Here is a 26,417-nt window from a genome sequence, read left to right on the forward strand (position 1 = left end):
CCTAGGCGAGCGGAATCGTGCCGATCGCCTCGCGTCCCCCATCCGCGTAGGCCAGGTCCTTGAAGGTCAGCGCCCTGGACATCGCAATTCCCCGTCCATGCATATCGAACGCCCGGTCGGGCGACATCTCGAGGTATGTCCGCCAGTCGAAACCCCTGCCCTGGTCCCGGATGCGGAAGCGGACGCGGTCCGCTTCCCGCTCGAAGGTCACGCAGGCCCGCCGGTCGCGATACGAAGGCAGGGAGAGCCGGCGCTCGATTTCTGCCGTCCAGCGGCCTTCCATGCTGAGGCGCCCCTTGTCGAGGAAGCCGATTTCCAGGTTCCCGTGCTCGATCGCGTTGACCATCAATTCGGCCAAGCCGATCACCGCCACTTCGGGCGCCGGGCACAGCTTCGCGAGGAAAAAGGCCAGCTGGCGCGCCTCGCCCAGCGAGGCGAACTCGAACTCCGCGCGCCGCATGTGCCCGAACACGTCGTGCACGTCGGAAAGCCGGCGGCGCAAGCCTTTCTGGCGGGCGCGGAACTCGACGGCAGCGCCCACCACTGCGATCAGCATGTCGTGTTCGTAAGGCTTGGTCAGGTAGTAATAGGCGCCGCGGTGTATGCCCTCGAGCACGTCATCGGGCCGCGATGCGGCGGTCTGCATGATGACCGGAATGTCGGCGAAGCGCCGGTCCTCGCGGATGCGGCTCAGCAATTCGATGCCGTCCATCCCGGGCATCATGCGATCGAGCACGATCAAGTCGTAATCGACGCCAGCCTCTTGCAACGCGTCCCAGGCCTGGATGCCGTCCTGCACGCACCTCACGCGGTAGCGCGGGTCGGACAGGTGCTCGGAGATGATTTCGAGGTTGAGCGGTTCGTCGTCGACGACGAGGATATTGAAGGGTTCCTGCAACATGGGCGTGGGTAGCGGACGGAAAAGGCGCCGGCAGCTCCGTCGCCCGGGCCAACGGGCCGCGCCCCTGGCCGCTACAGGAAGTTGAATATCGACAACCGGGCGATCTGTGCATACGTTTGCTGCGCAGCTTGCACAGTGTACGTGCGTTTGGCCAGTTCGCCCGTCAGCTCGGTCATGGTGTCGATATCGGCACCCACGACCTGCGAAATTTCTCCCGTGAGCTGGTCGCTGCGGACCTCTCCCGCCGAGGTGGCCGACTCGATTTCGTTCAACCGGCTACCGACGGATGACCGTGCTTCAAGCAACCGGTTCAGGGCGCCGTTCAGGTTCACGTTCACTTCGTAGAGCGCGTTGGCCCGAGCAGTCGACTCGGTCGCGGAAGCCGGTAGGCTCAACGCCGCGATGGCCTGATCGAGCGTGTCGAAGACACTCTGCGATGCCGCGGGGCCGAAGGTCAGCCTGTCGCCGTCGGCCGGCCTGCCGGCAAAACCGATCTGCACGCCCGCGATCTCGACCACCTGGCCGCCGGCCAGGTCCCCCGCGCCGACTCCGGCACCGTCCCGGTCCATGACCGTATACGCGCCGTCGACACCGAATTCGATCGTATACGGGCCGAGGGGCGCAGCGGCGGTCCAAGCCTGCCGGTCCGTGATGGCGCCGGAGGTCAAGGTCGCGCTGCCGGTATTGGCGCCATCGGCACTGACAGCCAGCCCGTCGGCGCCGGTGGGGATGTCTCCGAACAGGTAATTGCCGCTGAAGCTGACGTCGATGACGCGCTGGGGGCCGATCTGGCTCTGCCGCACGCCGCTGTCCCCCTGGTAGACCACGCCGCCGGCATTGCGCACGAACGGAGGATGGTCGCGCTTGTAGCCCGCAAAAAGGTAGTTGCCGTTCTCGTCCCGCGTATCGGCGATGCCCATCAATTGATCGCGCAGCCCCCGCAGGTCGGCCAGGATGGATTGGCGGTCTTCCTCGTTCAGCGCGCCGCCTCCGCCCTGCACGATGCGGGCCAGGGCAGCCTGGACCGTGTTGCCTGCCTCGACCAGGTAGTTCTCGGTGGCCTCCAGGACGCTCTTGGCTTCGGACTGGTTCTTGAGCATCTGCTCGTTGGCCTTGAGCGTGGCATCCAACGCCACTTCGCGGCTGGCCGCAACAGGATCGTCGGCCGGGCTGAGCAGCTTGCGCTGTGCCGACAACTGCTGCGAAACCTGCAGCAGCGCGCTTTGCTGGGTATTGATCGCTCGGATGCTGCCGTCGTAGAACTGGTTGGTGCTGACTCTCATGGCTTTCCGGAATCCGTGGACTTCAAGGGGGGATGGGCGGCACTGCGCGCCGATCAATGAATCGCCGCGAGCAGTTGGTCGAACAGCTCCGCCGACATGCTCAGCACCTTGCCGGCCGCCGCATAGGCCTGCTGGTAGCGCAACAAGTTGGCGCCTTCTTCATCGAGGTTGACGCCGGACAATGCCTGCTCTGCAGAAATGGCCTGGTCGTGAGCGGTTTGCTGCGCGGCCTTGCTGACGTTGAGCGAAGCGGCGCGCGTCCCGACTTCGGAGATGAGCGCCGCGTACGAGTCGGTCAGGGTGCTGCCGCCGGCAATCTTGGTGGTCCCGAGCGTGGCCAGGGCCAGGGCATTGCGGTTGTCGCCCGACGGGTCGCCCGGGTCGGCCCTGACTGTAACGGTATCGCCCGCCGCCGGGATGCCGCTCAGATCGAAGGCCCAGCCGTTGTACGAGATGGTCTGCTGGGGCGGTTCCAGCGTGCCGGTGGCCAACACGGCGCCGTCCTCGGCCAGCAACTCGTAGCCCGTCGCGGAGAGGAACCGCACCGTGACGGAGCTGCCGTAGTCTGCGGCTCCCGAGGCGACGGACCGCAATCTCGACGCCAGGGCCGTGCCGGTATTGGTGGCTGGCGTCTCCAGCGCCATGGGCGCCGCCGCCGCCAGCTGGGCCGGGCTGCCAAGCAGCACTTCCATGCCGGCCGCAGCGTGACGGGCAACGTTGATGGTGAAAACATCGCCGTCGTTCAAGTCGCCCCCGGCCAGGCCGATGGTGAGCCCGTCCACCTCTTGGGGAAGCGTGGCGAAAGGCCCGAATTCCATACCGTCGTCCAGGCGGGTCAGGACGTATTCCGTGCCGACGCGGGACAGTTGGTAATCGCTGCCGGTCAGCGACCGCGTGTCGGCGATCGCCGCCGCGACCGTGGCATCGCCGGTATTGCCCCGCGCCGCGACGGCCACCGGCCCGCCGAGCCTGAACAGCGCCTGCCCGGGCTGTCCCGTTCCATCGATGCCGAATTGCTGCTGCTGGTTGTACGCCGCAGCCATCGCGATCGCCAGGCGGCCCAGCTCGGAGTGGGCATGGGCCAATTCGTTGTCGCGGAACTGGAGCAACGCGCCCAGTTGCCCGCCCTCGACGTCGCCTTGCTTGAGCGGCACCGTATGCCCGCCCACGGTCAGCGACAGGTTCGCGCCGGGTAATGCCCCGGGAGTCGCCTCGATCTGGAGTTGCGAAGCAAGATGCTCCATGACCAACGGCTGGCCATTGGTCAAGTAGATATTGATGCTGCTGCCCTGGGTACTGGTGGTGATGCCCGTCAACTGGCCGAGTTCGCGCACCAGGACGTCGCGCTGGTCCAGCAGCCCGTTCGGCGCCTGGCCGTTGCCGGCGGCGTAGGCGTCGCCGATCTTGGCGTTATAGGCAGCGATGCTCTGCACCAGCTGGTTGATCTGGCCCACCGTGGCCGTTGCCTGACGATCGATGCCCTGGCCCAGCCGCGAAAGGTCCTCGCTGACAGCGCGAAAACGCGCAGCGGTCGACTGCGCCGCTGCAAGCGCCGACTGGCGCGAGGCCGCCTCGCTGGGGTTCTGGCTGAAGCTGCTCAGCGCGGTATACAACGCATTCAGGCTTTGGTTGATGCCGGTATCGACCGATCCGAGCTGGTTGATCAGGCCGCTCATCTGATCCGAATAGGTAGTGAGGTAGCTCAGCGTCGACGCGGACTGGCTGGCCTGGCTCGACAGGAACTCGCTGTAGGCCCGCTGCACCGTGACGACATCCACGCCCAGGCCGAAGTAACCGGCGCCGCTGAAAGTCGACATCGACGATTCCAGGACGACCTGCTGGCGGGAATAGCCCGGGGTTCCCTGGTTGGAAATGTTATTGGCCGTCACGGCCATGCCTGCCTGCGCGGCCCGCAGTCCGGTCAATGCAATATTGGCGATGTTGGTGGTCATATGCGTGAGTCGATCCGTCCGGTGGCGGCGCCGCCCTATCTGCTCGTTGCCTGGTTTAACGGACGCCTGCGCCCAAGCTTGAGCCGTGTGTCGCGTTCATGCCGTGTCAGCGCGGGTTTCGAGCCCGGACAAGGTTGCGCGGGGTGGCTAGATGACGATCTGCATGGCGCGCCGGATGGTGCTGCCCAATTTCTCGGCGTAGCGCGGGTCGGTGGCGTAACCGGCGCGCTGCAATCCCTGCGCGAACTGCTCCGCGCTGGCAGTCGAGCGCAGTACCTTGGCATAGCGGGGATTCGATGCAAGCAACCGCGCGTAATCCTCGAACGCATGCTCATAGGAGTCGTAGGCGCGGAATTCGGCTGTGACCCGTTCGCGTATGCCGTTGCGATACTCCGTCGTGCGGGTCTGTACGGTCCGGCCATCCCAGCCGGTCGCCTTGATACCGAACAAGTTGTGGCTCCGTTCGCCGCGCGGCCCGCGAATTTCATGCCGTCCCCAGCCTGATTCGAGGGCGGCCTGGCCCAGGATGTACGCAGCCGGAATGCCGGTGGCCGCTTCCGCGCGCCGGGCGGCCGGCAGGAACCGGCCCAGGAACTCGGCGCGGACCTCTTCGGGCGACGCGGACGGCGAGCGTTCGACCGCGCGCACAGCGGCGCCTGCCGGCGGACCTGACACGGAATAACCGGCCCCGGCACCGAACTTGCCGTTCTGGATGCGCCGCGCGGGAGCGGCGCCGGCCGCAACAGGCACGGCCGAGCCCCCGCCTATCATGCCGCTGGTCGCCGTGGTCGGCGTGCCGGCCGGGCGGCCGGCAGCCAGTGCCAGTGTCGACATGGACAAAGGCAGGCCGGTCTGCCGCAGGGACTCAGGCGTGACCGTGCGGCGGGACAGTTGGCGTTCGAGCAGGTCGGCCAGCCCTAGCCCGCTGCGCTCCGGCGCGCCGCCCCGGCTGCCGGGGGGCGCCACGCCTGCCAGCGTCTGCGCCAGCTGCTGGTCCAGCATGCCGCGCCACGTCTGCGAAGCCGGGCTGTTCAGCGCCTGGGCCAGCGTACCGTCGCCGGCGAGCGACGACCGGCGCATCTGGCTGAGCAGCATTTGTGCGAATTGCGCCTCGAACTGGCGCGTCGCCTGCCGGACGGTGGCGGCCTGGTCGCGTCGCGCCTGCTGCTTGAGGGCGTCCAGCGACCGGGCATCGATTGCCAACCCTCCGGCCATGGCCGCGGTATCCAGCTTGCTCATCAAATGATCTCCAGTTCGGCCGTCAGCGCGCCGGCCGTCTTGAGCGCCTGCAGGATGGAAATCAGGTCCTGGGGAGTAGCTCCCAACAGGTTCAGCGCCTTGACCACATCGGCCAGCTGCGCTCCTCCGTCCAGGTGCACGATGGGGCCGCCGCTCTGCTTGACCTCGATGTCGGCCTGCCCCGTCACCACGGTCTGCCCGCCCGAGAAGGGTGCCGGCTGGCTGATCACCGGGGCAGCGCTGACCGTGACGCTCAGATTGCCGTGTGCCACCGCCACCGGGGCGAGGCGCACGCTCTGGTTCATCACGACCGACCCGGTACGGGCGTTGATGACGACCCGCGCGGGTGCGCGGCTGCCCGCGACTTCGAGGTCCTCGATCTGGGCCATGAACGCGACCCGGGCATTCGGCGAGGCGGGCGCGCGCAGCTCGACGACCCGGCCGTCCAGGGCGGTTGCAGTACCTGGACCGAAACTGCGGTTGATGGCGTCGACCATCGCGCGCGCAGTGGAAAAGTCGGCCGTGGTGAGCTCCAGCCGCAACATCCCTTCATCGGCAAACGGCGTGGGCACGTCGCGCTCGACAGTCGCGCCGCCGGGAATACGGCCGGCGCTCAGGTGGTTGATCTGGGCCCGGCTGCCGGCGGCCGATGCCCCCGCCCCGCCGACCGACACGCTGCCTTGGGCCATGGCGTAGACCTGGCCGTCCAGGCCCTTTAGCGGGGTCAGCAGCAGCGTGCCTCCGCGCAGCGACTTGGCGTTGCCCATGGAGCTGACGGTGACGTCCAGCGGCTGGCCGGGCTGGGCAAAAGGCGGCAGCGTCGCCGTCACCATGACGGCCGCGACGTTCTTGAGCTGCAGCCGCGTGCCGGGCGGTATGTTGATGCCCAGGTTGGACAACATGGACATCAGCGACTGGGTCGTGAACGGCGTCTGGGTGGTCTGGTCGCCCGTGCCGTCCAGGCCGACGACCAGCCCGTAGCCGACCAGCTGGTTGTTGCGCACGCCCTGGACATTGGCCAGGTCCTTGACCCGGGCCGCCAGGACCTGCGCCGATGACAGGCAGATGCCCAGCGCCAGCAACAAGGAAAATAAGCGTCGTCCCATGGCCTTGCCCATCAGAATGGCAGGAACGAATAGAAGAACCGCGCCAGCCAGCCTACCGTCTGCGCCTCGTCGATCGCGCCCTGGCCGCGATATTCGATGCGGGCGTCAGCCACCTGGGTCGAGCTGACCGAATTGCCGCCGACGATGTGCGCCGGGTTCACCACACCCGAAAAGCGTACACGCTCGGTCTCGCGGTTGGTTCCGATCTGCTTTTCTCCGGAGACGCGAAGATTGCCGTTGGCGAGCACTTCCACCACGGTGACCGTGACAGTGCCCGACAGGACATTCGATGCCCCGGTTTCCCCGCGTGCATTGAAGCGGTTGTCGCTTTCGCCATCGATACCCAGGCCGCGCAGGATGCCCGAGCCCGGCAGCTTGTTGAACGACGGCATCCCGACCGAGGCCGAGGCCGTCCGCTGCGCCGACGTATTGTTGCGCTGGGTCGAATTGATGTGTTCCTCGAGCCGGACCACGAGGGTGTCGCCGACGTTGCGCGCGCGTACGTCCTCGAACAGCGGGCGGTAGCCGGGCGCGCTGCTGAAGATGCCTCCCGTGGGGCGGCGGACGGCGTTGTACGCGACCGGGTCCAGCGGACGAGCCGTCGTCGGTTCGGCGATGTCCACCTTGGGCGCCGCACACGCGGCCAACCCCGACAAGACTGTCGCGACAGCCATCGTTCTGCCGCCGGCGGCCAGGACCTTGAGCGCTCCCTTCATGCCCCTGCGCCTCCTCAGAGCTGCGAGATGCGCTGGAGCATCTGGTCCGACGTGGAGATGGCGCGCGAGTTGATCTCGTAGGCGCGCTGGGTCTGGATCATGCCGACCAGCTCTTCGACCACGTTGACGTTCGAAGCTTCCACGTAGCCCTGGTTGATCAAGCCGGCACCGTTCTGGCCGGGAATGTTGATGACCGGGACGCCCGACGCGGCGGTCTCGGCGAACAGGTTCTGGCCCAACGGCTGCAGTCCGGGAGCATTGATGAACGTCGCCAGTTGCAGCTGGCCGAGCTGAACGGGTTGCGCCTGGCCAGCCAGCGTGGCATTGACCACGCCATCCTGACCGATGGCGACTTCCCTGACGCCCTCGGGCACGATGATGCCGGGATCGATCACCAGCCCATTGTTGGTGACGAGCTGTCCCTGGCTGTCGATCTGGAAGCTGCCGTCGCGCGTATAAGCCAAGGTGCCGTCGGGCAATTGGATCTGAAAGAAACCTGCCCCGTTGATCGCCAGGTCGAAGCTGCTGTCGGTCTGCTGCAAGGCGCCCTGCGAATAGTTGCGCACCGTCGCCACCGGACGCGAGCCGGTACCCAGCGTCAGTCCTGCCGGCACCTGGTTCTGCTGGGTGGTCTGCGTGCCCGCCGGCCGCATGGTCTGGTAGAGCAGATCCTCGAACACGGCGCGCGAGCGCTTATAGCCGTTGGTACTGACGTTGGCGAGGTTGTTCGAGATAACGTCCAGCTGGGTCTGCTGGGCATCCAGACCGGTCTTGGCGATCCAGAGCGAACGCATCATGATGTCATTCCTTATCGCGGCATACGCCGCACTGCCTAAAGTTCACGATTCCTAGACGCGCGAGGACGCGCATGGGCCTCAGCTCATGGAAAGAATCTGCGTGGCTGCGCGCTGGTTCTGGTCGCTGTTCTGCATGAGCTGGATCTGGACGTCGTAGTGGCGCGCCGCCGCGATCATCTCGACCATGGTGTCGACGGCGCTCACATTGCTGCCCTCGATCATGCCTCCGGCCACGCGGACTTCCTGGGCCATCGGCGCGACGCCGCCCTGCCGCAGGCGGAACAAGCCGTCCGGCCCGCGCTCCACGGCGTTGGCCGGCGGGTTCACGAGCTTGAGGTTGGCGATCTGCGCCGCCTGTACCCGATCGACCTCGGGAACGGACGAGATCGAGCCGTCGGCGTTGACCTGCACCTTGGTGTCGGGCGGGATCATGATGACCTCGCCGTTGGGATCCAGGACCGGGCGGCCTGCGGGATCGACCAGCATGCCCTCCGGGGTGGTCTCGAAGCCGCCCGCGCGGGTATAGGCCTCCCCGCCGTCAGGCGTACGCACGGCAAACCAGCCGTCGCCCTGGATCGCGACGTCGAGATCCCTGCCGGTGGCCATCATGGGCCCGGCGGAGAGGTCCGCGCCCGGCGTGGACTCCACCGCGTAGGCGCGGGTGCGCAGGCCGGCGCCGCCGATCACCGGCGCAGTCCGCTGGGCGGCGACTTCCGCGCGGAAACCGGGAGTCAGCGCGTTCGACAGGTTGTTGGTCTGGATGTCCTGCCGCCGCATCAACTCGCGTGCGCCGGTGGCGGCGATATAGAGAGCCCTGTCCATGTCCGTCCGCTACCGTCAGCGCATGTTGACCAGTGTCTGCATCACCGAGTCCTGGGTCTTGATGGTCTGCGCATTGGCCTGGTAGACCCGCTGAGCGGTAATCATGTTGACCAGTTCGGCGGTCAAGTCGACGTTGGCATCTTCCAGCGCACCGGACGTGACGGTGCCGAAGTTGCTCGATCCCGGCACACCGACGCGCGGCCCGCCGGACAGGGTGGTCTCCAGGAAGTTGTTGCCGCCCGCCGCGACCAGCCCTTGAGGATTGACGAAGGAAGCCAGCACGATCTGGCCCTGGGCCCGCGACTGCTGGTTCGAATAATTGGCCTTCAGAATGCCGTTCTCGTCGATCGTGAAGCTGGTCAGGCGGCCGGAGGTATAGCCGTCCTGGCGCTGAAGCTCGTTGCTGAAGGCCTGCCCGGTCTGCGAGGTGGCCGACATGTCGTAGTCGATGGTCAGGCCATTGGCACCGGTACCCAGCGTGGCAGCGTCGACCTGAACCGTGAACACGCCGTTGTTGGACGCCGGCAGGTCGATCTTGCCCGAGGAATCGAACACCAGCGGCACGCCGTCGGCGGCACCGTCGCCGTCCGCGTCGGGGTTGGTGACCGCGCCGTTCAGCGCGGTATAGACGTCCCATTGCCCGGCGGCGCGCTTCACATAGAAGGTCGAGAGCGTATGGGTATTGCCGAGCGAGTCATAGACCGCGATGGATGTCGCGTGCGTATAGGTGGTGGAGTCGTCGGGATCGAACGGCGTCAGGGCCGGATCGATGGCTTCCGAGCGGGAATCGAGCACGGCGCCTTGCGTGACTTCGGTCGTCCCCTGGGCTTCGATGGAGCTTACCGTCAAGCGCAGCGGCTGCGGCTGGGCCGTATTGATGTTGCCGTTCGCGTCCGCGATGTAGCCGGTCAGCCGCAGGCCGTTGGCATTGACCACGTAGCCGTTTGCGTCGAGGTGGAACTGGCCGTTGCGCGAATAGACGATGGAGCCGTTGTTGTCCATCCGGAAGAAGCCCTCTCCCGAGATGGCGACGTCGAACGGGTTGGACGTCACCGAGATGGCGCCCTGGGTGAACATCTGGGTGACCGCGTTGAGCTTGGCCCCTATGCCGATGTTGTTCGAGAACGTGCCCAGCACGGTCGATGCATAGACGTCCGCGAATTCCGCGCGCGACGCCTTGAACCCGACGGTATTGGCGTTGGCGACGTTGTTGCCGATCACGTCCAGATTCTTGCCGGCGGCATTCAGGCCGCTCAATGCCTGTTGAAAGCTCATCTCAGGATTCCTTGCACTGTTGCTGAATACGGAAAGCGGAGCCGCCGCTACCAGACTTGGTAGACGTCGGACAGGTTGACCACATTGCCCTTGCTGTCGATGACCGTGGTCGAACCCGACGAAGGCCGTACGGAAGTAATCTGGGAAACCGTGAGCGGAGGCGCCACGCCCACTTGCGTGCCTTCACCGACCTGGACCTCGAACCGGTATTCGCCGTCCGGCAGGGTCTTGCCGTCGGCGTCGCGGCCATCCCAGGTAAAGGCATGCACGCCGGCCTCCACATCGTCCAGCTTGCGCCGCGCGACTTCGATTCCATCGGCGTTCTTGATCACCAGTTGCGCGTTCTCGACGGGGATGCTGAGCACGTAGCCGCCTTCGGCCTTGCCCTCTGCCAGCATGAGCCCGTCGCCGGACAGCATGACCTTGCGGCCGATGAGTGAAGCGGCCTGGGTCGCCTGCAGGCTGCCCATGCTGTAGCCCAGCCATTGCATGGTGGTATTGAGCTGGCTGATGCCCGTCACTGTGCTGATCTGCGCCAGCTGCGAGGTGAGCTCGGCATTGTCGAGCGGATTGAGCGGATCCTGGTTGCGCATCTGCGCAGTCAGCATGGTCAGGAAGCGGTTCGACAGCTCCTCGGCCGAAGCTGCGCTCGAAGCAATGGAGGCGGCGCCCGCCGCCGTGTTGCTGTTGACGTTGGATACGGCCATCGCGATTTCCTCAGCTGCCCAGGGTCAGGGTTTTTTGCATCAAGGTCTTGGCGGTATTCATGACCTCGACGTTGGTCTGGTAGGCCCGCGATGCCGCAATCATGTCGACCATTTCGTCGACGACCTCGACGTTGGGCATACTGATATAGCCGTCGGCATCGGCCATGGGATGCGCGGGGTCGTAGATGCGCTTGGGCGGCGCGGGGTCTGCCAGGACCTCGCGCACGCGCACGCCCTTGCCTCCATCGGCACCGCCGGGAACGAGGTAGGACTCGAACACGACCTTCCGGGCGCGGTAGACCTCGCCGTCTGGCCCGCTGACGCTTTCGGCATTCGCCAGGTTGCTCGCGACTGCATTCAGGCGCTGGCTGTTGGCGGTGAGCGCCGAGCCGGCGATCTCGAAGGCTTTGTTCATGGACATGGCAAGAACCTCGTACTCAGTTGTTCTGGATAGCGCGCTGGAGCGTCTGGATCTGACCGTTCAGCATGCGCAGCGCCGCGTCGTAGCGCAACGCGTTGTCGGCGAACTGGGTTCGCTCCAGATCCGGATCGACGGTATTGCCATCGATGGACGCCTGGGTGGGAGTGCGGTACCGGAGCGCGACGGGCAGGCCGGCCGAGGCTTCGCCCGCCAGGTGACGGCGGTCGGTCGTGGCCAGGCGTAGCGGCGCCAGCGCCGCGTCCGGGTCCGGCGCGCCGGTGGCTGCCCGCAGCGCGCTGCCGAAGTCGAAGTCGCGCGACTTGTAGTTGGGCGTTTCGGCATTGGCGAGGTTCGACGCAAGCACCTCTTGACGCTGCGCGCGCAAGGTCAGCGCTTGCGCATTGAACATCAGTTCGTCGCCTATGCGGCTGATCACGTGACTTCCCTCCTGTACTCGCGTGGGGCATTGGCCTTTTCGCAGGCCTTGCCATTATTCGTATTCCCAGCCGCCGACAAAGAGCGAGTAAGGCCGCTTTTTCACACTTGTTTTCGCCTTCTGCACCATGCGGGACCGGTAGAGTGACGCACCATGTCCAGACTTCCCAGACGACGCTCATGAAACGGCCCGGCCACCTGACAGCCGCGGCGTCCGCGCTGATCTTGGCCGCGGCCATGCCGGGCACGGCCCCGTTGCGGGCGGCGCCCGCAGCGCCCCCATCCAGCGCCTCGCATGCGTCCCCGCCGGCCATGAACGACCTGCTGGAACGCGGCCGCCAGTTGCTCCAGGCGCGCGCGGCCGCCACCGCCTCGGCCCTGGGCGGCCGCATCGAAATCCACCTGGCGGAGCAGGCGTTCGAGCGCCTCGCGCAGGCGCCCTGTGCTCCCCAAGTGTTCGTGCCGCCCGGCGGGCGGCCCGTAGGCAAGACATCGATCGGGCTGCGCTGCGCCAACCAGCCGTGGCAGATCCGCATCCCGGCCGAAGTGGCCCTGCTGGTCGCGGTACCCGTCCCCAGCCGGCCGCTGCCGGCCGGCACGGTGCTCCGGGAAGGCGATTGGTCGCTGTCCGAGGTCAACATGGCCGCCTGGCCGCGCGGCGTGACCACCGACCCCCGCCAGCTCGACGGCGCCTCCACCACCCGTCCGCTCAGGGCGGGCGAGCCGATTCCGCCCCACGCCCTGCAATCGCGCTGGCAAGTGGGGCCGGGCGATCCCGTCCAGGTGGTCCTGAGTGGATCCGGTTTCCTGATCAAGGCAACCGGCAAGATGTTGCAGCAGGCCCGCCCGGGCCAGCCCGCGCGCGTGCAACTGGAGTCCGGACGCACGGTCGCCGGCGTCCTGCGGGAGGACCGGGAGGTCGAAGTCAGCCTTTGACCCGCTGGCCGGCGCCGGAGCCGCGGCCTGCCGCGTTTACATCCTGTATCGCTTCCTCGCGCCGCCGTCGGTGTGCGGTGCTAAAGTTCGCCGCCCGCGCGCCGATAATCGACTCATCCGCCCAAGCTCAGGCGCATGCCGGGTCGCAACGGCAACAGTTGGAATGTCATCGTGAAAATCACCCCCAAGGGCCCCGATTCGCTCAAGGTTACGCGCGCCGCCGGCGGCCCGGAACCCCGTCCTGCGGCGACGATGCCGCCTCCCGCAACGGGCACGGAACCGGGTGGAGTCCAGCTCTCCTCGCTGGCAGCCAGCCAGCTGGCAGCAGGCGAAGCCCCCTTCAATGCCGAAAGCGTCGAACGCATCAAGCAGGCCATACGCAACGGCGAGTTCACCGTGAATGCCGAGGTGATAGCCGATCGCCTGCTTGAAATCGAGCTTGGGTTGGCGCGCCAGCGATGACCCTGGCAGCGTTCTCCACGGCCGTCGATCATTGCGCCGCAGCCGGGCGTGCCCTGGCCGAAGCAGTGGCCGGCGGCGACCTTCATGGCATTGAAGAAGCCACGCAGCGCCTCAGCCTGTCCGTGCTCGACATACAACGCGCCCTGCCCGGCGCCTTGCCCGCGCTGCAGGCCGCCCCCGAGGAAATACGCCTGTCATGGCAAGCCCGCCTGGCCGACGCCTTGCAACCCCTCAAGATCGGCGCGGAGCTCTCCACGATTCAGACCGCCTCGGTCGCGGCGCGGCTGGCGGCGCTGGCGCGCATTAGTGGGGCCGATCTTTCTTACTCGTCCAGCGGCCGTTTTTCGCGCTGATCCGGCACCGCGCGGCAGCCTCCGCGACACGCCGCGCGCCAGCCGCTGATCTTCGTTATCGCCCCCACTCCTTCAAGCGGGTGCGCAAGCGGGATACGGCCTGCGAATGCAGCTGACAGATGCGGGACTCGGTCACGCCCAGTACCGCGGCGATTTCCTTGAAGTTCATTTCCTGCTCGTAATACATGCCCATGACCAGTTTCTCGCGTTCGGGCAGGCGCTCGATACCGTGGACGACCGCTTCCCGGAACCGCTGGTCGGACAGCCGCAAATGGGGATCGGCGCTGTTGTCGACCGGGACGTGGCGATCCAGATAGTTGTCGGACTCGTCGCCCCCGTCCAGGTCCTCGTAATAGAACAGTTGCACACCGCGGGCTTCGGTAAGCATGTGCTGGTACTCGCTCAAGGCGACGCCCAGCTCGGCCGCCATCTCGGCATCGGTGGGTATGCGCCCCAACTGGTGCTCGCAGCGTTGCATCGCACCTTCGATCTTGCGCTGGACCTGCCTGACGCTGCGCGGCAGCCAATCGCTGCGCCTGAGCTCATCGAGCATCGCGCCGCGTATACGCTGGGTCGCGTAGGTTTCGAACTGGGCCCCCAGGCCCTCCTCGAAACGGCCCAGGGCATCCAGCAGCCCGAGCATGCCGGCTTGGATAAGGTCTTCGATCTGCACGCTTGCCGGCAGGCGTGCCACCATGTGATGCGCCATGCGCCGCACCATAGGCACGTACTGCTCGACGTTCATCTCGCGCGCCAGCGTTCCTTCACGCGTGTACATATGCATCTCGGCAGGAAATTTCGTCGGACGGAATCGGTAGCACCATGCGTCAGGCCTGTGCCGGCTGGGAAGGAACCGCCTGCGCGCCCGGCGCGGGGGGAGCCGAACAGGCCCACTCCAGCTCCTCGGCATCCAGCGCAAACACCGGCGCATGACGCGCGCGCAGCGCCCGGTGGACCAGCAAGCGCGCATTGGCGGCATGGATGTCCTCGGGCACCCGCTGTCCGTTGGTCATGTAATGCAACGGCAGGCGATGGCGAATGGCTGCGTCCAGGACACCGCCCAGCCGCACCGCCTCATCCAGCTTGGATACGATCATGCCCGCCAGCCCTCCTGCCGAATAAGCGCGGACGATATCGTCCGCCTGTTCGGCATGAGTCCCCCCCGGCACCACCAGAAGACGCTGGACGCCTTCGGCGGCGATGGCCTGAAGGTGCTGTCCCATCTGGGTGTCGCGCTGGCTCATCCCGGCGGTATCGATGAGGACCAGGCGCCGGTCGGCCATGCTGGCGAGCAGCACCTCCAGATCGCTGACCCCACGCGCGGCATAGACCTCCACGCCGAGGATGCGGCCGAAGGTGTGCAGCTGGTCGACGGCGCCGATGCGGTTCTGGTCGGTAGAGATCAGGCCCAGCGCGCCGGCGCCGTATTTGACGACGCAATGGGCGGCTATCTTGGCGGTGGTGGTGGTCTTGCCCACCCCCGTCGGCCCGACCACGGCGTAGCGGCCGCCTTGCTCGATGACGCCAGCCTCGGCCCCGACGCAGGCCAGATTGCCGGCCAGCACTTCGGCGAGCCATCGATCGACCTGCGTGTCGGGCTGAGAGGCGGGCAGTCTGGCAGCCACCGTACGCGCCAGCTCCGGCGTAAAACCGGAATCCACCATACGCCGCCAGAGTTCCCGCCGCCGCGGATCGCGCTGGGTACTATCACGCCACGCCATCGCGTCCATTTGGTGGGCGAGCCAATCCCGCATGGAGCGCATCTCGCTGACGATGGGCTCCGAAACCCGGTGGGCCAGTGCGTCGCGGTCGCGCTCATCGATCCGCGCCGCGGGCGGCGCGGGCGGCCCCCCCGGTGCGCCGCCGGGCGCGGCTCGCCCGGCCGGTGCGCGGCGCCGCTTCTCGGCTTCCGGCCGCACCAGTCCCAGGCGCAGCACCGGTTTGCCGCTCACCCCCTCGGCGGCGGCAACGGCCATGGCATGCGCGGGGTCGGCAAAATCACGTTCCCCCCGCACCAGGTGCCGGATATCGTCCTGTTCAAGACGCGGCCATTGCGCGCGCGGCAGGTCCGTACGCCCGGGTGGCTGGGGTAGCGGCGAAAGGGGGGGCGCCTCGGCCCGGGACGCCTCGTCGCCGTGCTGGGCCAGCACGCGGGCCGCGGGAGACAGGCGCACGGACTCGTCTTCCATGTCATCCCATAGCGCGGGGCTGGAGACCGAGGCGGCCGGCGTTTCCGGGCCCGCAGCCGGCGGATCGGCCTGCCCGTCATCGCCGGTGTTGGGCATGTCCTGCGCGCGGATACCGACCACTTCCACACCGGCCGTCGTGCGGCGCGTCGAGACGATCATGGCGTCGGCCCCCAGCGCCTCGCGCATCATGCGCAGACAATCACGCGTAGAAGCAGCGACGAATTTGCGAAACTTCATAGGACTGGCACCTGCAGACTAGGGACGGGGAACATGCTCAGCGCCCTCCGAGCGTCAACGTGACGCGGATCAGGCGGGACTCGGGAATTTCGGAATGGGCCAACACCTTGAGGCGGGGCACCGAACGGCGGAAGAACCGTGCCAGCGCCAGTCTCAGGCGGTCCGGCACCAGCAAGGCCGCGGGCTTGCCGAGTGCATCCATCTTCTCGACCGCACCTGCGGCTTCGCTCATCAGCCGCTCCGCCAGGCCCGGCTCGATGGCGCCGATCTCGCCCGCCTTGGTGCTGATGGTCTGGAGAATGCGTTCGAGCTCCGGATCGAGCGCCAGCACGTCCACCTCGCCACCGGCCCCGAAGATGCCCTGGGTAATCGCCCGGCCGAGAGCGATCCGCACCGCCTCGACCAGTTCGAGCGGATCCTGGACCTGAACGGCATGCTCGGACAAGGTCTCGACGATGGTTCCGAAGTCCCGGATATGCACGCCCTCGTCCAGCAGCGACTGCAGCACGCGCTGCAGCGTCGCCATGGAGATGAGCTTGGGCACGAGATCGTCGAGCAGCTTGGGAGTGCCGCGCGAGAAGTGGTCGCACAGGGCCTGCAACTCCGCACGGCCCAGCAATTCGGCGGCGTGACTGTGCAACAGGTGGGAGAGATGCGTGGCTATCACCGTGCCGATGTCGACGACGGTATAGCCGGCAGCCTGGGCCGCCTCCCGGGCCGAAGCTTCTATCCACATCGCGGGCAGACCGAACGCCGGATCTCGCGTCGGCGTGCCCGGAATCTCGCGGGTGACGCGGCCGGGGTTGATGGCGAGAAAACCGCCCGTCTGCACCTCGCCTTCGCCTATCGCCACGCCCTTCAGCGTGATGCGGTAGCCGCCGGGACGCAATTCGAGGTTGTCGCGGATATGGACGGCGGCAGGCAGAAAACCTACATCCTGCGCGAACTTCTTGCGCAGGGCCTTGATCCGCTTGAGCAGGTCGCCGTCGCCGGTCTTGTCCACCAACGGGATCAGCCGATAGCCGACCTCCAGGCCCACGGTATCGACCTGGGTCACATCTTCCCAGGTGGCCTCCTGCGATTCGGCAGGTTCGGCGGCGGCCGGCGGCGCAGCGGCCTTCTGGGCCTCCAGCTTGCGGCGCCGCGCCAAATGCCAGGACAGTCCGGCCATCGCAAGCGCCAGTGTAAGAAAAGCCAGGTTGGGCATCCCGGGCACCAAGCCCAGCATGCCGATGATGGCGGCCGACAATGCGATGGCCTGCGGCGTACCCAGCAATTGCTTGCCGACCTCGGTACCGACATCCTCGCCTTCGCCCACACGGGAGACGATCAGGCCGGCAGCGATGGAGACCAGCAAAGCCGGCACCTGGGCCACCAGGCCGTCGCCGATCGACAACAGCACGTAGACGCGGCCCGCCTCGGAGAAACTGAGGTCGTGCTGCCCCACCCCGATCAGCAAGCCCCCGACGATATTGACAAAAAGAATGAGGATGCCGGCAATCGCGTCGCCGCGGACGAACTTCGAGGCGCCGTCCATGGCGCCATAGAAATCGGCTTCCTGGGCCACGTCGGCACGGCGCTTGCGCGCGGTGGCCTCGTCGATCAAGCCCGCGTTCAAGTCGGCGTCGATGGCCATCTGCTTGCCGGGCATCGCGTCGAGGGTGAAGCGCGCGGAGACTTCGGCAATCCGCCCGGCCCCCTTGGTAACCACCACGAAGTTGATGATGACCAGGACCAGGAATACGACCACCCCGACGGCAAAATTGCCCCCCACCAGGAACTGCCCGAACGCCTCGATGACCTTCCCGGCCGCATCCGGCCCGGAATGGCCGTGCAGCAGCACCACGCGGGACGAGGCGACGTTCAGCGACAGGCGCAGCAGCGTGGTGACCAGGATCACGCTGGGAAACACCGCGAAATCGAGCGGCCGCTTCGTATAGATGGCCACCATCAGCACCAGCAGCGAGATCGCGATGTTGAACGTGAAAAGCAGGTCCAGCACCAGCGGCGGCAAGGGCAACAGCATCATGCCCAGCACCAGCAGGATGAAGGCCGGCATGCCCAGCTCGCGCAATTGCGCCGGGGTGAACTCCAGGCCTCCCAGCTTCAGGCTGCGGCCCGTCATGCCCGCCCTCCGCGGCCCAGCGGTGCCTCGTCCAGCGGATCCCAGCCGGCGGGCACCTCGATGGGCTTGAGTTCCGGGGGCGGACCCGCCACGTGGTCGCGAACCTGGTAGACGTAGGCCAGCACCTGGGCCACCGCACGATACAGCGCGACCGGAACCTCCTGGTCAACCTCGGCGTGCCGGTACAAGGCGCGTGCCAACTTGGGGCTCTCCAGTACGGTCACGCCGTGTTGCCCGGCCAGCTCGCGGATCCTGGCCGCCACCATATCCGCCCCTTTGGCCACGACGCGCGGCGCGCTCATTCGCGCATCGTCGTACTTGAGCGCCACCGCATAATGGCTCGGGTTGGTGACGACGACATCGGCCGTGGGCACGGCCTGCATCATGCGCGAACGGGCACGGTCCCGCTGCAGTTGCCGGATGCGGCCCTTGACGTGCGGGTCGCCTTCGGTTTCCTTGTTTTCCTGCTTGGCTTCCTCGAAGGTCATGCGCAGGTTCTTGTGGTGATTCCACCATTGCAGCGGCACATCGGCCGCCGCAATGACGAACAGCGCACCGGCCAGTACCAGCGCATAGTCGGACAGGATGCCGCCCAGCGCCGCCAAGGCCTGCGACGGCGCCGGCAGCACCAACGACAGCCAACCCTCGATGCCGTGCCACACCAGCAAGCCCGCTACGCCGCCCAGCACCAGCACCTTGAGCAGGGCCTTGCCGAGCTCGGCCAGCCCGGCGAGCGAAAACATCCGGCCGAAGCCCTTCAGCGGAGACAGCCGGGTGAAATCGGGGCCGAGCGCCTTGCCCGACAGGACCAGCCCGCCCAAACCGACCGAACCCAGGATGCCCGCGACCATGCCGGCCGCCAGCACGGGAGAAACGGCAAGCAAGGCGTCGCCCAGCGCTTCATTCAAGGACTTCAGAAGCATGGCGTCGTCGCGGGTGGTGGCGGCCGTGCCGGCCGCAGAGGCAAAGGCGGTGGCCATCCAGCCCATGGCGCGCTCGGAGATGCCCGCACCCGCCACGATCAAGGCTGCCACGCAGGCGAAGGTGGCCACGGCACCCGAGAGATCGCGCGAACGCGCAACGCGCCCTTCCTCGCGCGCCTGCTCCAGCCGCCGCTGGGAAGGCGCCAAGGTTTTTTCCTGACCGCTTTCCTGGTTATCTGCCACTGTATTCCGGGGTGTCGACGATCGCCGGGGCGATCGAACCCCGCGCGGCCATGCGTGGCTGCCGGCCATGTGCGGCCAGCCACGTAGGCTGCTGCATTATTTGCGAAAGCGCGGTCGCCCAAAGCGCCGAACAGAGCCCGGAAAGGCGAGCTCCTCAGGCCGTCTTCCTGCACCGGCCTCGCCGCCGGTGCAGGACGTCCGAAGGCAGCCCAGAATACGGCCGGATCAGAACACGCCTTCGAGCAGCTGCTTCATTTCCAGCACCAGCACCAGAGTGCCGTCCCCCGAGAGCGTCGCGCCCGCGACACCCTTGGGGTGTATGCCTTCCAACGGCTTGATCATGACTTCGTCCTGGCCGATGAAGCCATCGACACCCAGTACCAGTTGGCGCTCCCCATGGGCCAGCACCACGGCCAGGGACGGCGGCTCCTGCCGTTCGCGGCCCAGCAGCGCCGCCAGATCGATCACCGGCAGGATTTCGCCGCGTATGGTGAGCGCCTGGTGGGTGCCCACGGTATGTAATTCCTCCTGGCGCAGCGGAATGATTTCCCGCACCACGGATAGCGGGATGGCGTACGGCTGGTCGACCAGCTTGAGCATCAGCACCGGCAAAATGGCCAGCGTCAGCGGCAGCGAGATCACGATGTGCGATCCCATGCCGGGCGAGGACTGGATGTCGATCTGCCCTTTGAGCTTCTCGATGTTCGTCTTGACCACGTCCATGCCCACGCCGCGACCGGACAGATCGCTGACTTCGGCGCGCGTCGAAAAGCCGGGGAGGAAGATCAATTGCAGGCAATGGGGAGCGTCCAGCACAGCCGCGTCTTCCGCGCTGATGACGCCCTTCTCGATGGCCTTGCGGCGTATGACCTCGGGATCCATCCCGCGGCCATCGTCGGAGACTTCGATCACGATGGAGTCCCCGGTCTGACGGGCCGACAGGTGGATGGTCCCGCGCGCCGGCTTGCCCACCGACCGCCGTTCGACCATGGTTTCGACGCCATGGTCCACGGCATTGCGGATCAGGTGGACCAGCGGATCGTTCAACTCGTCCAGGATGGTCTTGTCGACCTCGGTTTCGCCACCGGTAATGATGAGCTCGACGTCCTTGTCGAGCTGGCGGGCCAGGTCGCGCGCCAGACGGGAATACTTCTGGAACACCCGTCCCACCGGTTGCATACGGGCCATCATGACGGCCGATTGCAAATCCGAAACCAGTGTGTCGAGCTGGCTGAACACGGCGTCGAGCGTTTCGGCGCCGGTATCGTCGCGGCGGCCGCCCAGCAGCGCATCGCGCAGGCAGGCCAGGCGGTTCTTCGTCAGACCGATCTCGCCCGACAGGTTCAGGATCTGGTCGAAGCGTGCCGTGTCGACGCGTATCGTGGCGTCCTTGGCCATCGCGGCCGCGGGCGCGGGACCCGAAGGCGCCAGCATCTCGGGACGATAAGGCCGTGAAGACGGCGGCGCAGCGGCAGCTTCGACCAACGCCCCCGCTTCCGGCATGCCGAGGGGGTCGCCGAATGCCGCGCGGTAGTAGGCCAGCCAGTCGGGACCGTCGCTCGCGGAGCCTGTCGACGCCGATACTGGCGCTGCAGCTGTGCTAGCCGTGGACGCGGCCGAAGTGGGGTTTCCCGCGCCGCCGGCGTCGGGCTGGGGCGCAGTCCCGGCCAACAGGCTGGTGTCGAAGGACTGGCCCTGGGCCGCCGCTTCCAGCGCCCTCAGCAATCCGGCCGGTGCAGGCTCCGGCATGGCGCCACGCTCCATTTCCGAGAACATGCGCCGCACCTCGCCCGTGGCCGCCAGGATCACGTCCATGATCTCGGGCGTGATGCGCAAGGCGCCGCTACGCAACAAGTCCAGCAGGTTCTCGCCGCGATGGCACAGTTCCACCAGCGGCGTGGCCTCGAGAAAACCGGCCCCGCCTTTGACCGTGTGGAAACCGCGGAACACCTGGTTGAGCAGCCCGGCGTCGTCAGGCCGCTGCTCGAGCTCCACCAGACCGATATCGACGTCGTCGAGCAAATCCGACGCTTCGGTCAGGAAATCGGCGAGCAGGTCCTGCATGTCGGAGAAAGCAGACACTCGTGTTCTCGCTCAGAAACCCAGGCTTTCGAGCAGATCGTCGACCTGCGCCTGGTTGGTCACCACGTCATCCCGGCTCGATGCGTCGATCACAGGGCCATTCATCCATTCGCTATAGGCCGCGTTGCGCTTGTCGGGCGGCGTGCTCTCTATCAGCAGCTTGACCAGCTCGTCCTCGAAATCCTGGGCGAGTTTCACGACCTTCTGGATCACCTGGCCGGTCAGGTCATGGAAGTCCTGGGCCATCATGATGTCGGTCAGCAGCGCCTGCGTGGCGCGCGCATCGTCCTGGGCCCGCTGCAGAAAAGCGCTGGTATCGGCGGCAACCTGCTTGAAGTCCTCCACGCCCAGCTTACACGCGTACAACTGTTGCCACTGCCCGCTCAGCCTCGCGCTCTCGCGCTCGACCGCGTCCTGGATCTCCTGGCCCTTCTCCACGTTGGACAGGGCCCGTTCCGCGGCCTGTCCGGTCAACCGGGCGATGTAGTCCAGGCGCTGGCGGGTATCCGGGAGGGAATGGACAGCCTGCTCGACCTTCTGGTGGTAACCCAGCTCGCGCAAGGCATCGTGCAACTGACGGGTCAACATGCCGACCCGCTGGTAGAACTCGGCCGATTCCTCGGCGCCGTGGCCACTACCCTGGCCGGCATCGGCCTCCCCTGCGCCCACCGCGGCCGGCTCGGCGTCCAGACGGGCGAGCGTCTCGGACGAGATCTGGTCGAACAGCGCTTCGAGGTCTTCAGTGTCGCCAGTGTGGGCCATTACGCGCTCCCGCTCAGTTTCTGAACGATCTTGGTCAGTTTCTCTTCCAGGGTGGCCTTGGTGAAGGGCTTCACGATGTAGCCGTTGGCGCCGATCTGCGCCGCCAGGACGATGTCTTCCTTCTTGGCCTCGGCCGTCACGAGCAAAACAGGCAGTTTCTTGAGCTGCTCGTCGGCACGGATCTCGCGCAGCAGTTCGAAGCCGTTCATGTTCGGCATGTTGATGTCGCTGACCACGAAATTGAACAAGCCGCTGCGCAGCTTGCCCAGCGCGATCTGGCCGTCCTCGGCCTCATCGGCGTTGTTGTAGCCGAGCTCTTTCAATAGGTTTCGAACGATGCGCCGCATCGTCGAGAAATCGTCGACGATGAGGAACTTCAAATCGTCAGGCTTCATTTGCTCCCTTTCTGGCCTTGATATGTGTAAGTTGGGCGGCGATCATGCGAGCCAGTTCCGAGGGGTGGAATTTCGCAACGTAGGCATCGACGCCCACCTGTTGACCGAGCTTCTTGTTCGCGACCGACGACAGCGACGAATGCATCACGACCGGGATCTTGGCGAATCTCGGGTCGGCCTTGATATGGCGCGTCAGCACATAGCCGTCCATCTCGGGCATCTCGGCGTCGACCAGAATGAGGCCCAGCGTCATTTCGAGCGGCAACTTCTCGGCTTCGGCCCGGGCCGCGATGCCCTTGAGCTTCTCCCAGGCGTCCACGCCATTGGTCGCGTGCTGGTGCGGCAGGCCCATGCGATCCAGCACTTCCGCGATCTTCTTGCGCGCCAGCGAAGAATCGTCGGCGAAGAACACATTCGCCTTGACGTCGGCGTCGACCTGCTGGATCTCGGGCGGGATCTTGTCCTCGCCGATCACGGAGGCCAGGATCTGCTCGACGTCCAGGATGGACACCAGCTTGCCGTCTGCCAGCTCGGTCAGCGCAGTCATGAACGACGTGTTGTTCGAGGGCATGGATTGCGGCGACTTGACCTTGTCCCAGTCGACGCGGACGATCCGATCGACGTCCGCGACCAGGAACGCCTGGGTATGGCTGGAGAACTCGGTGATCAGCAGCTTGGTGCGAGGCGCGTCCACCTTCATGTTTATCGTGGTGGCGAGGTCTATCACCGGCAGGATGGCGCCGCGCAGCGAAATGATCCCTTCCACGCCCCGCGGCACGTTGGGCGTGCGGGTAATTGGGATGGTCTCGCACACTTCGCGCACCTTGAACACATTGATGCCGAAGACTTCGCTGCCGCCCAGCGAAAACAGCAGCAGCTCCATCTTGTTGGAGCCGGCCAGGCGCGCCTTCTCGTCGACCATTTCCATCAACCGATTGTCACCGGCACCCATAGCATCCTCCATACCGGCCGGGCGTTCCCGGACCGGCGTTCACTGAGATTCGAGAGCGGACACCCGCAACGACGCGCCGCCGTCCAAGGTATCCGGAATGGCGGGTACATCGACATAAACCCCGCCTTTCTTGAGAAATTCTTCGCTGCGCTTGTTCAACACGACGATGCTGATGCGGCGGTTCTCGGCGGCACGCGGATCGTCGCGATTGAAGGGCACGGAATCGGACAAGCCGATCACACGCAAGGCTTTGTCCGGCTGCATGCCCGCATTGAGCATTTCGCGACGGGCGGCGTTGGCGCGATCGGCCGACAGCTCCCAATTGCTGTAGCCGCTGTCGCCGCCCGCGTAGGGCGCGGCGTCGGTATGGCCCGAGATCGAGATCTTGTTCTCGACACCGTTGAGCACGCGCGCCAGTTCGTCCAGGATGGTTCGGCTGTAATCCTTCAGCACCGTCTTGCCGGTGTCGAACATGGGACGATTCTTTTCGTCCACGATCTGGATGCGCAACCCTTCGTCGGTGAAGTCGAGCAGGATCTGGTCCTTGAATTGCTTCAAGGTGGGTTGGGTGAAGATCAGATGTTCGAGCTCGGCCTTCAGCGCTTCGAGCTTGCGGCGGTCCCGGGCATCCTGCTCCTGGTCGCTGGCGCGGCGCTGCGGCACGGTGCGAAGGCTGGCATGCTGCCCCCCGGTCAGGACGCTGACGGGATCGCCCGCCACGCTGCCCGCGGAGACAACCACCCGCAGCGGTGTGCGGAAGTATTCCGAGATGCCTTCCAGGTCGGCCTGGGCCGAGGTCGTCAGCAGCCACATCAATAGGAAGAAAGCCATCATCGCGGTGACGAAATCGGCGTAGGCGATTTTCCACATGCCTGCGCCATGGCCCTTGTGGGGCCGTTTGCGAGACCGCCTGATAATGATCGGTGCGACGCCGTCCTTGCCTGCCATGACCGGAATCCCTTATCTCGCCATCAAGCCGCGGACTTGCCCCGCACGGTGTCTTCCAGCTCGCCGAAGGTGGGACGCTCTGTGGAAAACAGGACCTTGCGGCCAAACTCCACGGCCAGCGCAGGCGCGTAGCCGTTAAGGCTCGCCAGCAGCGCGACCTTGACGCATTCGAGCTGCTTGCTGCTTTCGCTGACCTTCTGTTCCAGCACCGACGCCAGGGGGCCCACCACGCCGTAGGCCAGCAGGATGCCCACAAAGGTTCCGACCAGCGCGGCACCGATCTTGCCGCCCAGCACCGCTGGCGGGTCGCCTACCGACCCCATGACGTTGACCACGCCCATGACGGCCGCGACGATGCCGAAAGCCGGCAGCCCGTCGGCCATGCGCTGGATGGCTTGGGCCGGAACGCTGGCCTCCTGGTGGTGCGTGTCGATTTCCTGGTCCATCAAGGCCTCGAGTTCCAGCGGGTTCAGGTTGCCGCTGACGATGAGCCGCAGGTAGTCGGTAACGAATTCAACCAGGTGTTCGTCGGCCAGCAATCCGGGATATTTCTGGAACAGCGGGCTGTTGTGCGGTTCTTCGACGTCGGCCTCGATCGACATGAGGCCTTCGCGCCGCACGCGGTTCAGGATCTCGTAGAGCAGCGCGAGCAGGTCGAGGTAGCGCTGCTTGGTGAAGCGCGAGCCGCGCAGCGTCGTGGGCAGCGCCTTGAGCGTGGCGCGAACCACCTTGCCGGAATTGCCGCAGACAAAGGCGCCGATGGCGGCCCCCGCGATGATGATCAGCTCGAACGGCTGGAACAGCGCGCCCAGCGAACCCCCGTGCATGGCATAGCCGCCAAGCACCGATACTCCTACGATGATGTAGCCAATGATGACGAGCATGCGCTCGCTCCTAGAAGAAACCTACCCTACGCGCCTGGCACGCCCTGGCGCGGGGCACCGGCAGACCGGCAAGGCCGGGTCCGCGGCACCTCCCGCGAAGTCATGAACCGGTTTTCGGCAGCGAAAGGGAAAGCTTGAGCGGCGCGGCCAAGCTTTTCTTCGTGCCGTACCGGATCATGCGCACCCGCCGGCTTCGCCCATGCGATAGGCTGCACTGGCGCGGCGGGTCTTGCCCGCGCGCGAAGGCATGTTGCACAAGCCGCATACATACTGATGCGCCAGCTCGAAACTATGCGTGACGAACTCGCCGCCGCAGCAGGTGCAGGCCGTCATGCCCAGCATGCCGGCGTCGAAGAACCGCGTGAGGCGCCAGGCGCGCGTAATGGACAGGACCTCGGGCATCCCCAGTTGCCGAATCTGCTCCAGGTACAGCCGGTACGCGCGAATCAGGGCCTCCACCGGAGTCGTGTCCGCCAACCCCAGCTGGTGCCGATGTATGTTCATGAACAGCGACGCGTGAACGTTCGGCTGCCAGGTCATGAACCAGTCGGTCGAGAACGGCAGCATGCCCTTGGGCGGCGATTTGCCCCGGATCTCGCGGTATAGGCGCAGCAGCCGCTCGCGCGACAAGCGTACATCGGCCTCGAGCACCTGCAGCCGCGCATCGAGCCGGATCAGCTCGGAGGCGATCTCTATTTGCCGCGCCTCGGAGAGCACGCTTTTGGCACGAGCCACGGAACCTCCTGACACAGCGGCGACCTCCGTTCGATCAGGACGCCGCCATCGCGGCGGTGCGTCCAGCCATCAGAATGGCGGCATGGACGCGCGGGGCCGCATCATCGCGCTTGGGCGAGGACAGCAGGTTCCACACCAGCGAGTCGTCGAAGCGGAAACGTGCCAGCAACATGCTCGATCCGGCGATCTTCAGCATCTGCGCCGTGGTCAGGGACGACAGGATATCGGCGACTTCGCTCGATATGCCGAGCCGGTAGAGGGCCTCGCCGCGATCCACACGCAGCATCTGCTGCGCCAGCATCAGGTACGTGAGATTGGCGTCGCGGATTTCCTCGCTCAGCCGGGACATGGGGGAAGAGGCGGCCTTCTGAGCCGACACGCCGACATCGACCACGTCGCAAACTTGACTCATCGCAATTCCTTTTCAGGCAGGGGCCTCAAGGGCCCGGGAAGACACGGACATCCCCGTTGGCGCGTGCGCCGGGGTTTCAAGCAATGTGTAAATTATTAGACACTTGTTACTAAATGTGCATCGGA

Annotated in this window: 27 protein-coding genes; 3 read left to right on the forward strand and 24 right to left on the reverse strand. The window is 66.1% G+C overall.

What is annotated here, in order from left to right; genetic code table 11:
* Position 1: 1 nt before the first annotated feature.
* From QHC78_RS00225 to flgB, 12 genes are all read right to left on the reverse strand, one after another.
* Complete coding sequence (locus tag QHC78_RS00225; RefSeq protein WP_319741857.1) at positions 2–901, reverse strand: response regulator; 900 nt, start codon at positions 899–901, stop codon at positions 2–4.
* A 71-nt stretch (positions 902–972) separates the two neighbouring features.
* The gene (flgL, locus tag QHC78_RS00230) at positions 973–2,184 is read right to left on the reverse strand and encodes a flagellar hook-associated protein FlgL (RefSeq protein ID WP_319741858.1); all 1,212 of its coding nucleotides are present in this window, start codon (positions 2,182–2,184) and stop codon (positions 973–975) included.
* Between the two features lie 53 nt (positions 2,185–2,237).
* Positions 2,238–4,136: a flagellar hook-associated protein FlgK gene (gene flgK / locus QHC78_RS00235; protein ID WP_319741859.1), complete on the reverse strand. Its 1,899-nt coding sequence runs from the start codon at positions 4,134–4,136 to the stop codon at positions 2,238–2,240.
* A 147-nt stretch (positions 4,137–4,283) separates the two neighbouring features.
* Positions 4,284–5,375, reverse strand: coding sequence for a flagellar assembly peptidoglycan hydrolase FlgJ (gene flgJ, locus QHC78_RS00240; protein ID WP_319741860.1), 1,092 nt, complete (start codon positions 5,373–5,375; stop codon positions 4,284–4,286).
* Positions 5,375–6,481 (reverse strand): flagellar basal body P-ring protein FlgI, encoded by a 1,107-nt coding sequence (locus tag QHC78_RS00245; protein ID WP_319741861.1) that lies wholly within the window; start codon positions 6,479–6,481, stop codon positions 5,375–5,377. The genes flgJ and QHC78_RS00245 overlap by 1 nt, the downstream gene beginning before the upstream one ends.
* A gap of 11 nt (positions 6,482–6,492) precedes the next feature.
* Positions 6,493–7,197, reverse strand: coding sequence for a flagellar basal body L-ring protein FlgH (locus QHC78_RS00250; protein ID WP_319741862.1), 705 nt, complete (start codon positions 7,195–7,197; stop codon positions 6,493–6,495).
* A 14-nt stretch (positions 7,198–7,211) separates the two neighbouring features.
* A complete protein-coding gene (gene flgG / locus QHC78_RS00255; RefSeq protein ID WP_319741863.1) occupies positions 7,212–7,994 on the reverse strand; it encodes a flagellar basal-body rod protein FlgG in 783 nt (260 codons plus the stop codon).
* A gap of 78 nt (positions 7,995–8,072) precedes the next feature.
* Entirely contained in the window at positions 8,073–8,816 is a 744-nt protein-coding gene (gene flgF, locus QHC78_RS00260) for a flagellar basal-body rod protein FlgF (protein ID WP_319741864.1), read from the reverse strand.
* 15 nt (positions 8,817–8,831) lie between these two features.
* On the reverse strand, positions 8,832–10,091 hold the full coding sequence (flgE, locus tag QHC78_RS00265) for a flagellar hook protein FlgE (RefSeq protein WP_319741865.1): 1,260 nt from the start codon (positions 10,089–10,091) through the stop codon (positions 8,832–8,834).
* A 47-nt stretch (positions 10,092–10,138) separates the two neighbouring features.
* Positions 10,139–10,798, reverse strand: coding sequence for a flagellar hook assembly protein FlgD (locus QHC78_RS00270; protein WP_319741866.1), 660 nt, complete (start codon positions 10,796–10,798; stop codon positions 10,139–10,141).
* A gap of 10 nt (positions 10,799–10,808) precedes the next feature.
* Positions 10,809–11,219: a flagellar basal body rod protein FlgC gene (gene flgC, locus QHC78_RS00275; protein ID WP_319741867.1), complete on the reverse strand. Its 411-nt coding sequence runs from the start codon at positions 11,217–11,219 to the stop codon at positions 10,809–10,811.
* 16 nt (positions 11,220–11,235) lie between these two features.
* Positions 11,236–11,655 (reverse strand): flagellar basal body rod protein FlgB, encoded by a 420-nt coding sequence (gene flgB / locus QHC78_RS00280; RefSeq protein ID WP_319741868.1) that lies wholly within the window; start codon positions 11,653–11,655, stop codon positions 11,236–11,238.
* Between the two features lie 179 nt (positions 11,656–11,834).
* Here flgB and flgA point away from each other — a divergent pair, with 179 nt between their 5' ends.
* The 3 genes from flgA (at position 11,835) to QHC78_RS00295 (ending at position 13,405) form a co-directional block, all read left to right on the forward strand.
* Positions 11,835–12,590: a flagellar basal body P-ring formation chaperone FlgA gene (gene flgA / locus QHC78_RS00285; RefSeq protein WP_319741869.1), complete on the forward strand. Its 756-nt coding sequence runs from the start codon at positions 11,835–11,837 to the stop codon at positions 12,588–12,590.
* A gap of 171 nt (positions 12,591–12,761) precedes the next feature.
* Positions 12,762–13,052, forward strand: a complete 291-nt coding sequence (gene flgM, locus QHC78_RS00290) for a flagellar biosynthesis anti-sigma factor FlgM (RefSeq protein WP_319741870.1) — start codon at positions 12,762–12,764, stop codon at positions 13,050–13,052.
* On the forward strand, positions 13,049–13,405 hold the full coding sequence (locus QHC78_RS00295) for a hypothetical protein (RefSeq protein WP_319741871.1): 357 nt from the start codon (positions 13,049–13,051) through the stop codon (positions 13,403–13,405). The genes flgM and QHC78_RS00295 overlap by 4 nt, the downstream gene beginning before the upstream one ends.
* 55 nt (positions 13,406–13,460) lie before the next feature.
* Here the strand turns inward: QHC78_RS00295 and QHC78_RS00300 are convergent, their stop codons facing one another.
* From QHC78_RS00300 to flhD, 12 genes are all read right to left on the reverse strand, one after another.
* Positions 13,461–14,183, reverse strand: coding sequence for an RNA polymerase sigma factor FliA (locus QHC78_RS00300; RefSeq protein WP_319741873.1), 723 nt, complete (start codon positions 14,181–14,183; stop codon positions 13,461–13,463).
* Positions 14,184–14,232: 49 nt separating this feature from the next.
* Positions 14,233–15,831, reverse strand: a complete 1,599-nt coding sequence (gene flhF, locus QHC78_RS00305) for a flagellar biosynthesis GTPase FlhF (RefSeq protein ID WP_319741874.1) — start codon at positions 15,829–15,831, stop codon at positions 14,233–14,235.
* Between the two features lie 37 nt (positions 15,832–15,868).
* Positions 15,869–17,956 carry a flagellar biosynthesis protein FlhA gene (gene flhA, locus QHC78_RS00310; RefSeq protein ID WP_413816389.1) on the reverse strand — a complete coding sequence of 696 codons (2,088 nt, stop codon included), beginning with the start codon at positions 17,954–17,956 and terminating at the stop codon, positions 15,869–15,871.
* A complete protein-coding gene (gene flhB, locus QHC78_RS00315) occupies positions 17,953–19,086 on the reverse strand; it encodes a flagellar biosynthesis protein FlhB (RefSeq protein WP_319741875.1) in 1,134 nt (377 codons plus the stop codon). The genes flhA and flhB overlap by 4 nt, the downstream gene beginning before the upstream one ends.
* A 261-nt stretch (positions 19,087–19,347) precedes the next feature.
* Entirely contained in the window at positions 19,348–21,204 is a 1,857-nt protein-coding gene (locus QHC78_RS00320; RefSeq protein WP_319741876.1) for a chemotaxis protein CheA, read from the reverse strand.
* Positions 21,205–21,216: 12 nt separating this feature from the next.
* On the reverse strand, positions 21,217–21,966 hold the full coding sequence (locus QHC78_RS00325; RefSeq protein ID WP_319741877.1) for a protein phosphatase CheZ: 750 nt from the start codon (positions 21,964–21,966) through the stop codon (positions 21,217–21,219).
* Positions 21,966–22,361 carry a chemotaxis response regulator CheY gene (gene cheY / locus QHC78_RS00330; RefSeq protein ID WP_319741878.1) on the reverse strand — a complete coding sequence of 132 codons (396 nt, stop codon included), beginning with the start codon at positions 22,359–22,361 and terminating at the stop codon, positions 21,966–21,968. Before cheY ends, QHC78_RS00325 begins: the two co-directional genes overlap by 1 nt.
* Entirely contained in the window at positions 22,351–23,313 is a 963-nt protein-coding gene (locus QHC78_RS00335; protein ID WP_319741879.1) for a chemotaxis protein, read from the reverse strand. The genes cheY and QHC78_RS00335 overlap by 11 nt, the downstream gene beginning before the upstream one ends.
* A 39-nt stretch (positions 23,314–23,352) precedes the next feature.
* On the reverse strand, positions 23,353–24,261 hold the full coding sequence (gene motB / locus QHC78_RS00340) for a flagellar motor protein MotB (RefSeq protein ID WP_319741880.1): 909 nt from the start codon (positions 24,259–24,261) through the stop codon (positions 23,353–23,355).
* A gap of 23 nt (positions 24,262–24,284) precedes the next feature.
* Positions 24,285–25,145, reverse strand: coding sequence for a flagellar motor stator protein MotA (gene motA / locus QHC78_RS00345; protein WP_319741881.1), 861 nt, complete (start codon positions 25,143–25,145; stop codon positions 24,285–24,287).
* Between the two features lie 174 nt (positions 25,146–25,319).
* Positions 25,320–25,880: a flagellar transcriptional regulator FlhC gene (gene flhC / locus QHC78_RS00350; RefSeq protein ID WP_319741882.1), complete on the reverse strand. Its 561-nt coding sequence runs from the start codon at positions 25,878–25,880 to the stop codon at positions 25,320–25,322.
* 34 nt (positions 25,881–25,914) lie between these two features.
* Positions 25,915–26,229, reverse strand: a complete 315-nt coding sequence (gene flhD, locus QHC78_RS00355; RefSeq protein WP_319742714.1) for a flagellar transcriptional regulator FlhD — start codon at positions 26,227–26,229, stop codon at positions 25,915–25,917.
* Positions 26,230–26,417: the final 188 nt, after the last annotated feature.

Origin of the sequence: Pigmentiphaga sp. (assembly GCF_033795525.1) — a bacterium.
Classification (GTDB): domain Bacteria; phylum Pseudomonadota; class Gammaproteobacteria; order Burkholderiales; family Burkholderiaceae_B; genus Pigmentiphaga.

Coding starts and splice junctions, on each gene's coding strand:
- cheY (WP_319741878.1), bottom strand. CDS start 22,361: ATGAAGCCTGACGATTTGAAGTTCCTCATCGTCGACGATTTCTCGACG.
- QHC78_RS00270 (WP_319741866.1), bottom strand. CDS start 10,798: ATGGCCGTATCCAACGTCAACAGCAACACGGCGGCGGGCGCCGCCTCC.
- QHC78_RS00245 (WP_319741861.1), bottom strand. CDS start 6,481: ATGGGACGACGCTTATTTTCCTTGTTGCTGGCGCTGGGCATCTGCCTG.
- flgE (WP_319741865.1), bottom strand. CDS start 10,091: ATGAGCTTTCAACAGGCATTGAGCGGCCTGAATGCCGCCGGCAAGAAT.
- flgJ (WP_319741860.1), bottom strand. CDS start 5,375: ATGAGCAAGCTGGATACCGCGGCCATGGCCGGAGGGTTGGCAATCGAT.
- flhD (WP_319742714.1), bottom strand. CDS start 26,229: ATGTCCCGGCTGAGCGAGGAAATCCGCGACGCCAATCTCACGTACCTG.
- flhA (WP_413816389.1), bottom strand. CDS start 17,956: ATGACGGGCCGCAGCCTGAAGCTGGGAGGCCTGGAGTTCACCCCGGCG.
- motA (WP_319741881.1), bottom strand. CDS start 25,145: ATGCTCGTCATCATTGGCTACATCATCGTAGGAGTATCGGTGCTTGGC.
- flgA (WP_319741869.1), top strand. CDS start 11,835: ATGAAACGGCCCGGCCACCTGACAGCCGCGGCGTCCGCGCTGATCTTG.
- QHC78_RS00325 (WP_319741877.1), bottom strand. CDS start 21,966: ATGGCCCACACTGGCGACACTGAAGACCTCGAAGCGCTGTTCGACCAG.
- QHC78_RS00225 (WP_319741857.1), bottom strand. CDS start 901: ATGTTGCAGGAACCCTTCAATATCCTCGTCGTCGACGACGAACCGCTC.
- QHC78_RS00250 (WP_319741862.1), bottom strand. CDS start 7,197: ATGAAGGGAGCGCTCAAGGTCCTGGCCGCCGGCGGCAGAACGATGGCT.
- QHC78_RS00335 (WP_319741879.1), bottom strand. CDS start 23,313: ATGGGTGCCGGTGACAATCGGTTGATGGAAATGGTCGACGAGAAGGCG.
- motB (WP_319741880.1), bottom strand. CDS start 24,261: ATGGCAGGCAAGGACGGCGTCGCACCGATCATTATCAGGCGGTCTCGC.
- QHC78_RS00300 (WP_319741873.1), bottom strand. CDS start 14,183: ATGTACACGCGTGAAGGAACGCTGGCGCGCGAGATGAACGTCGAGCAG.
- flgG (WP_319741863.1), bottom strand. CDS start 7,994: ATGATGCGTTCGCTCTGGATCGCCAAGACCGGTCTGGATGCCCAGCAG.
- flgK (WP_319741859.1), bottom strand. CDS start 4,136: ATGACCACCAACATCGCCAATATTGCATTGACCGGACTGCGGGCCGCG.
- QHC78_RS00295 (WP_319741871.1), top strand. CDS start 13,049: ATGACCCTGGCAGCGTTCTCCACGGCCGTCGATCATTGCGCCGCAGCC.
- flgC (WP_319741867.1), bottom strand. CDS start 11,219: ATGTCCATGAACAAAGCCTTCGAGATCGCCGGCTCGGCGCTCACCGCC.
- flgL (WP_319741858.1), bottom strand. CDS start 2,184: ATGAGAGTCAGCACCAACCAGTTCTACGACGGCAGCATCCGAGCGATC.
- flgF (WP_319741864.1), bottom strand. CDS start 8,816: ATGGACAGGGCTCTCTATATCGCCGCCACCGGCGCACGCGAGTTGATG.
- flhF (WP_319741874.1), bottom strand. CDS start 15,831: ATGAAGTTTCGCAAATTCGTCGCTGCTTCTACGCGTGATTGTCTGCGC.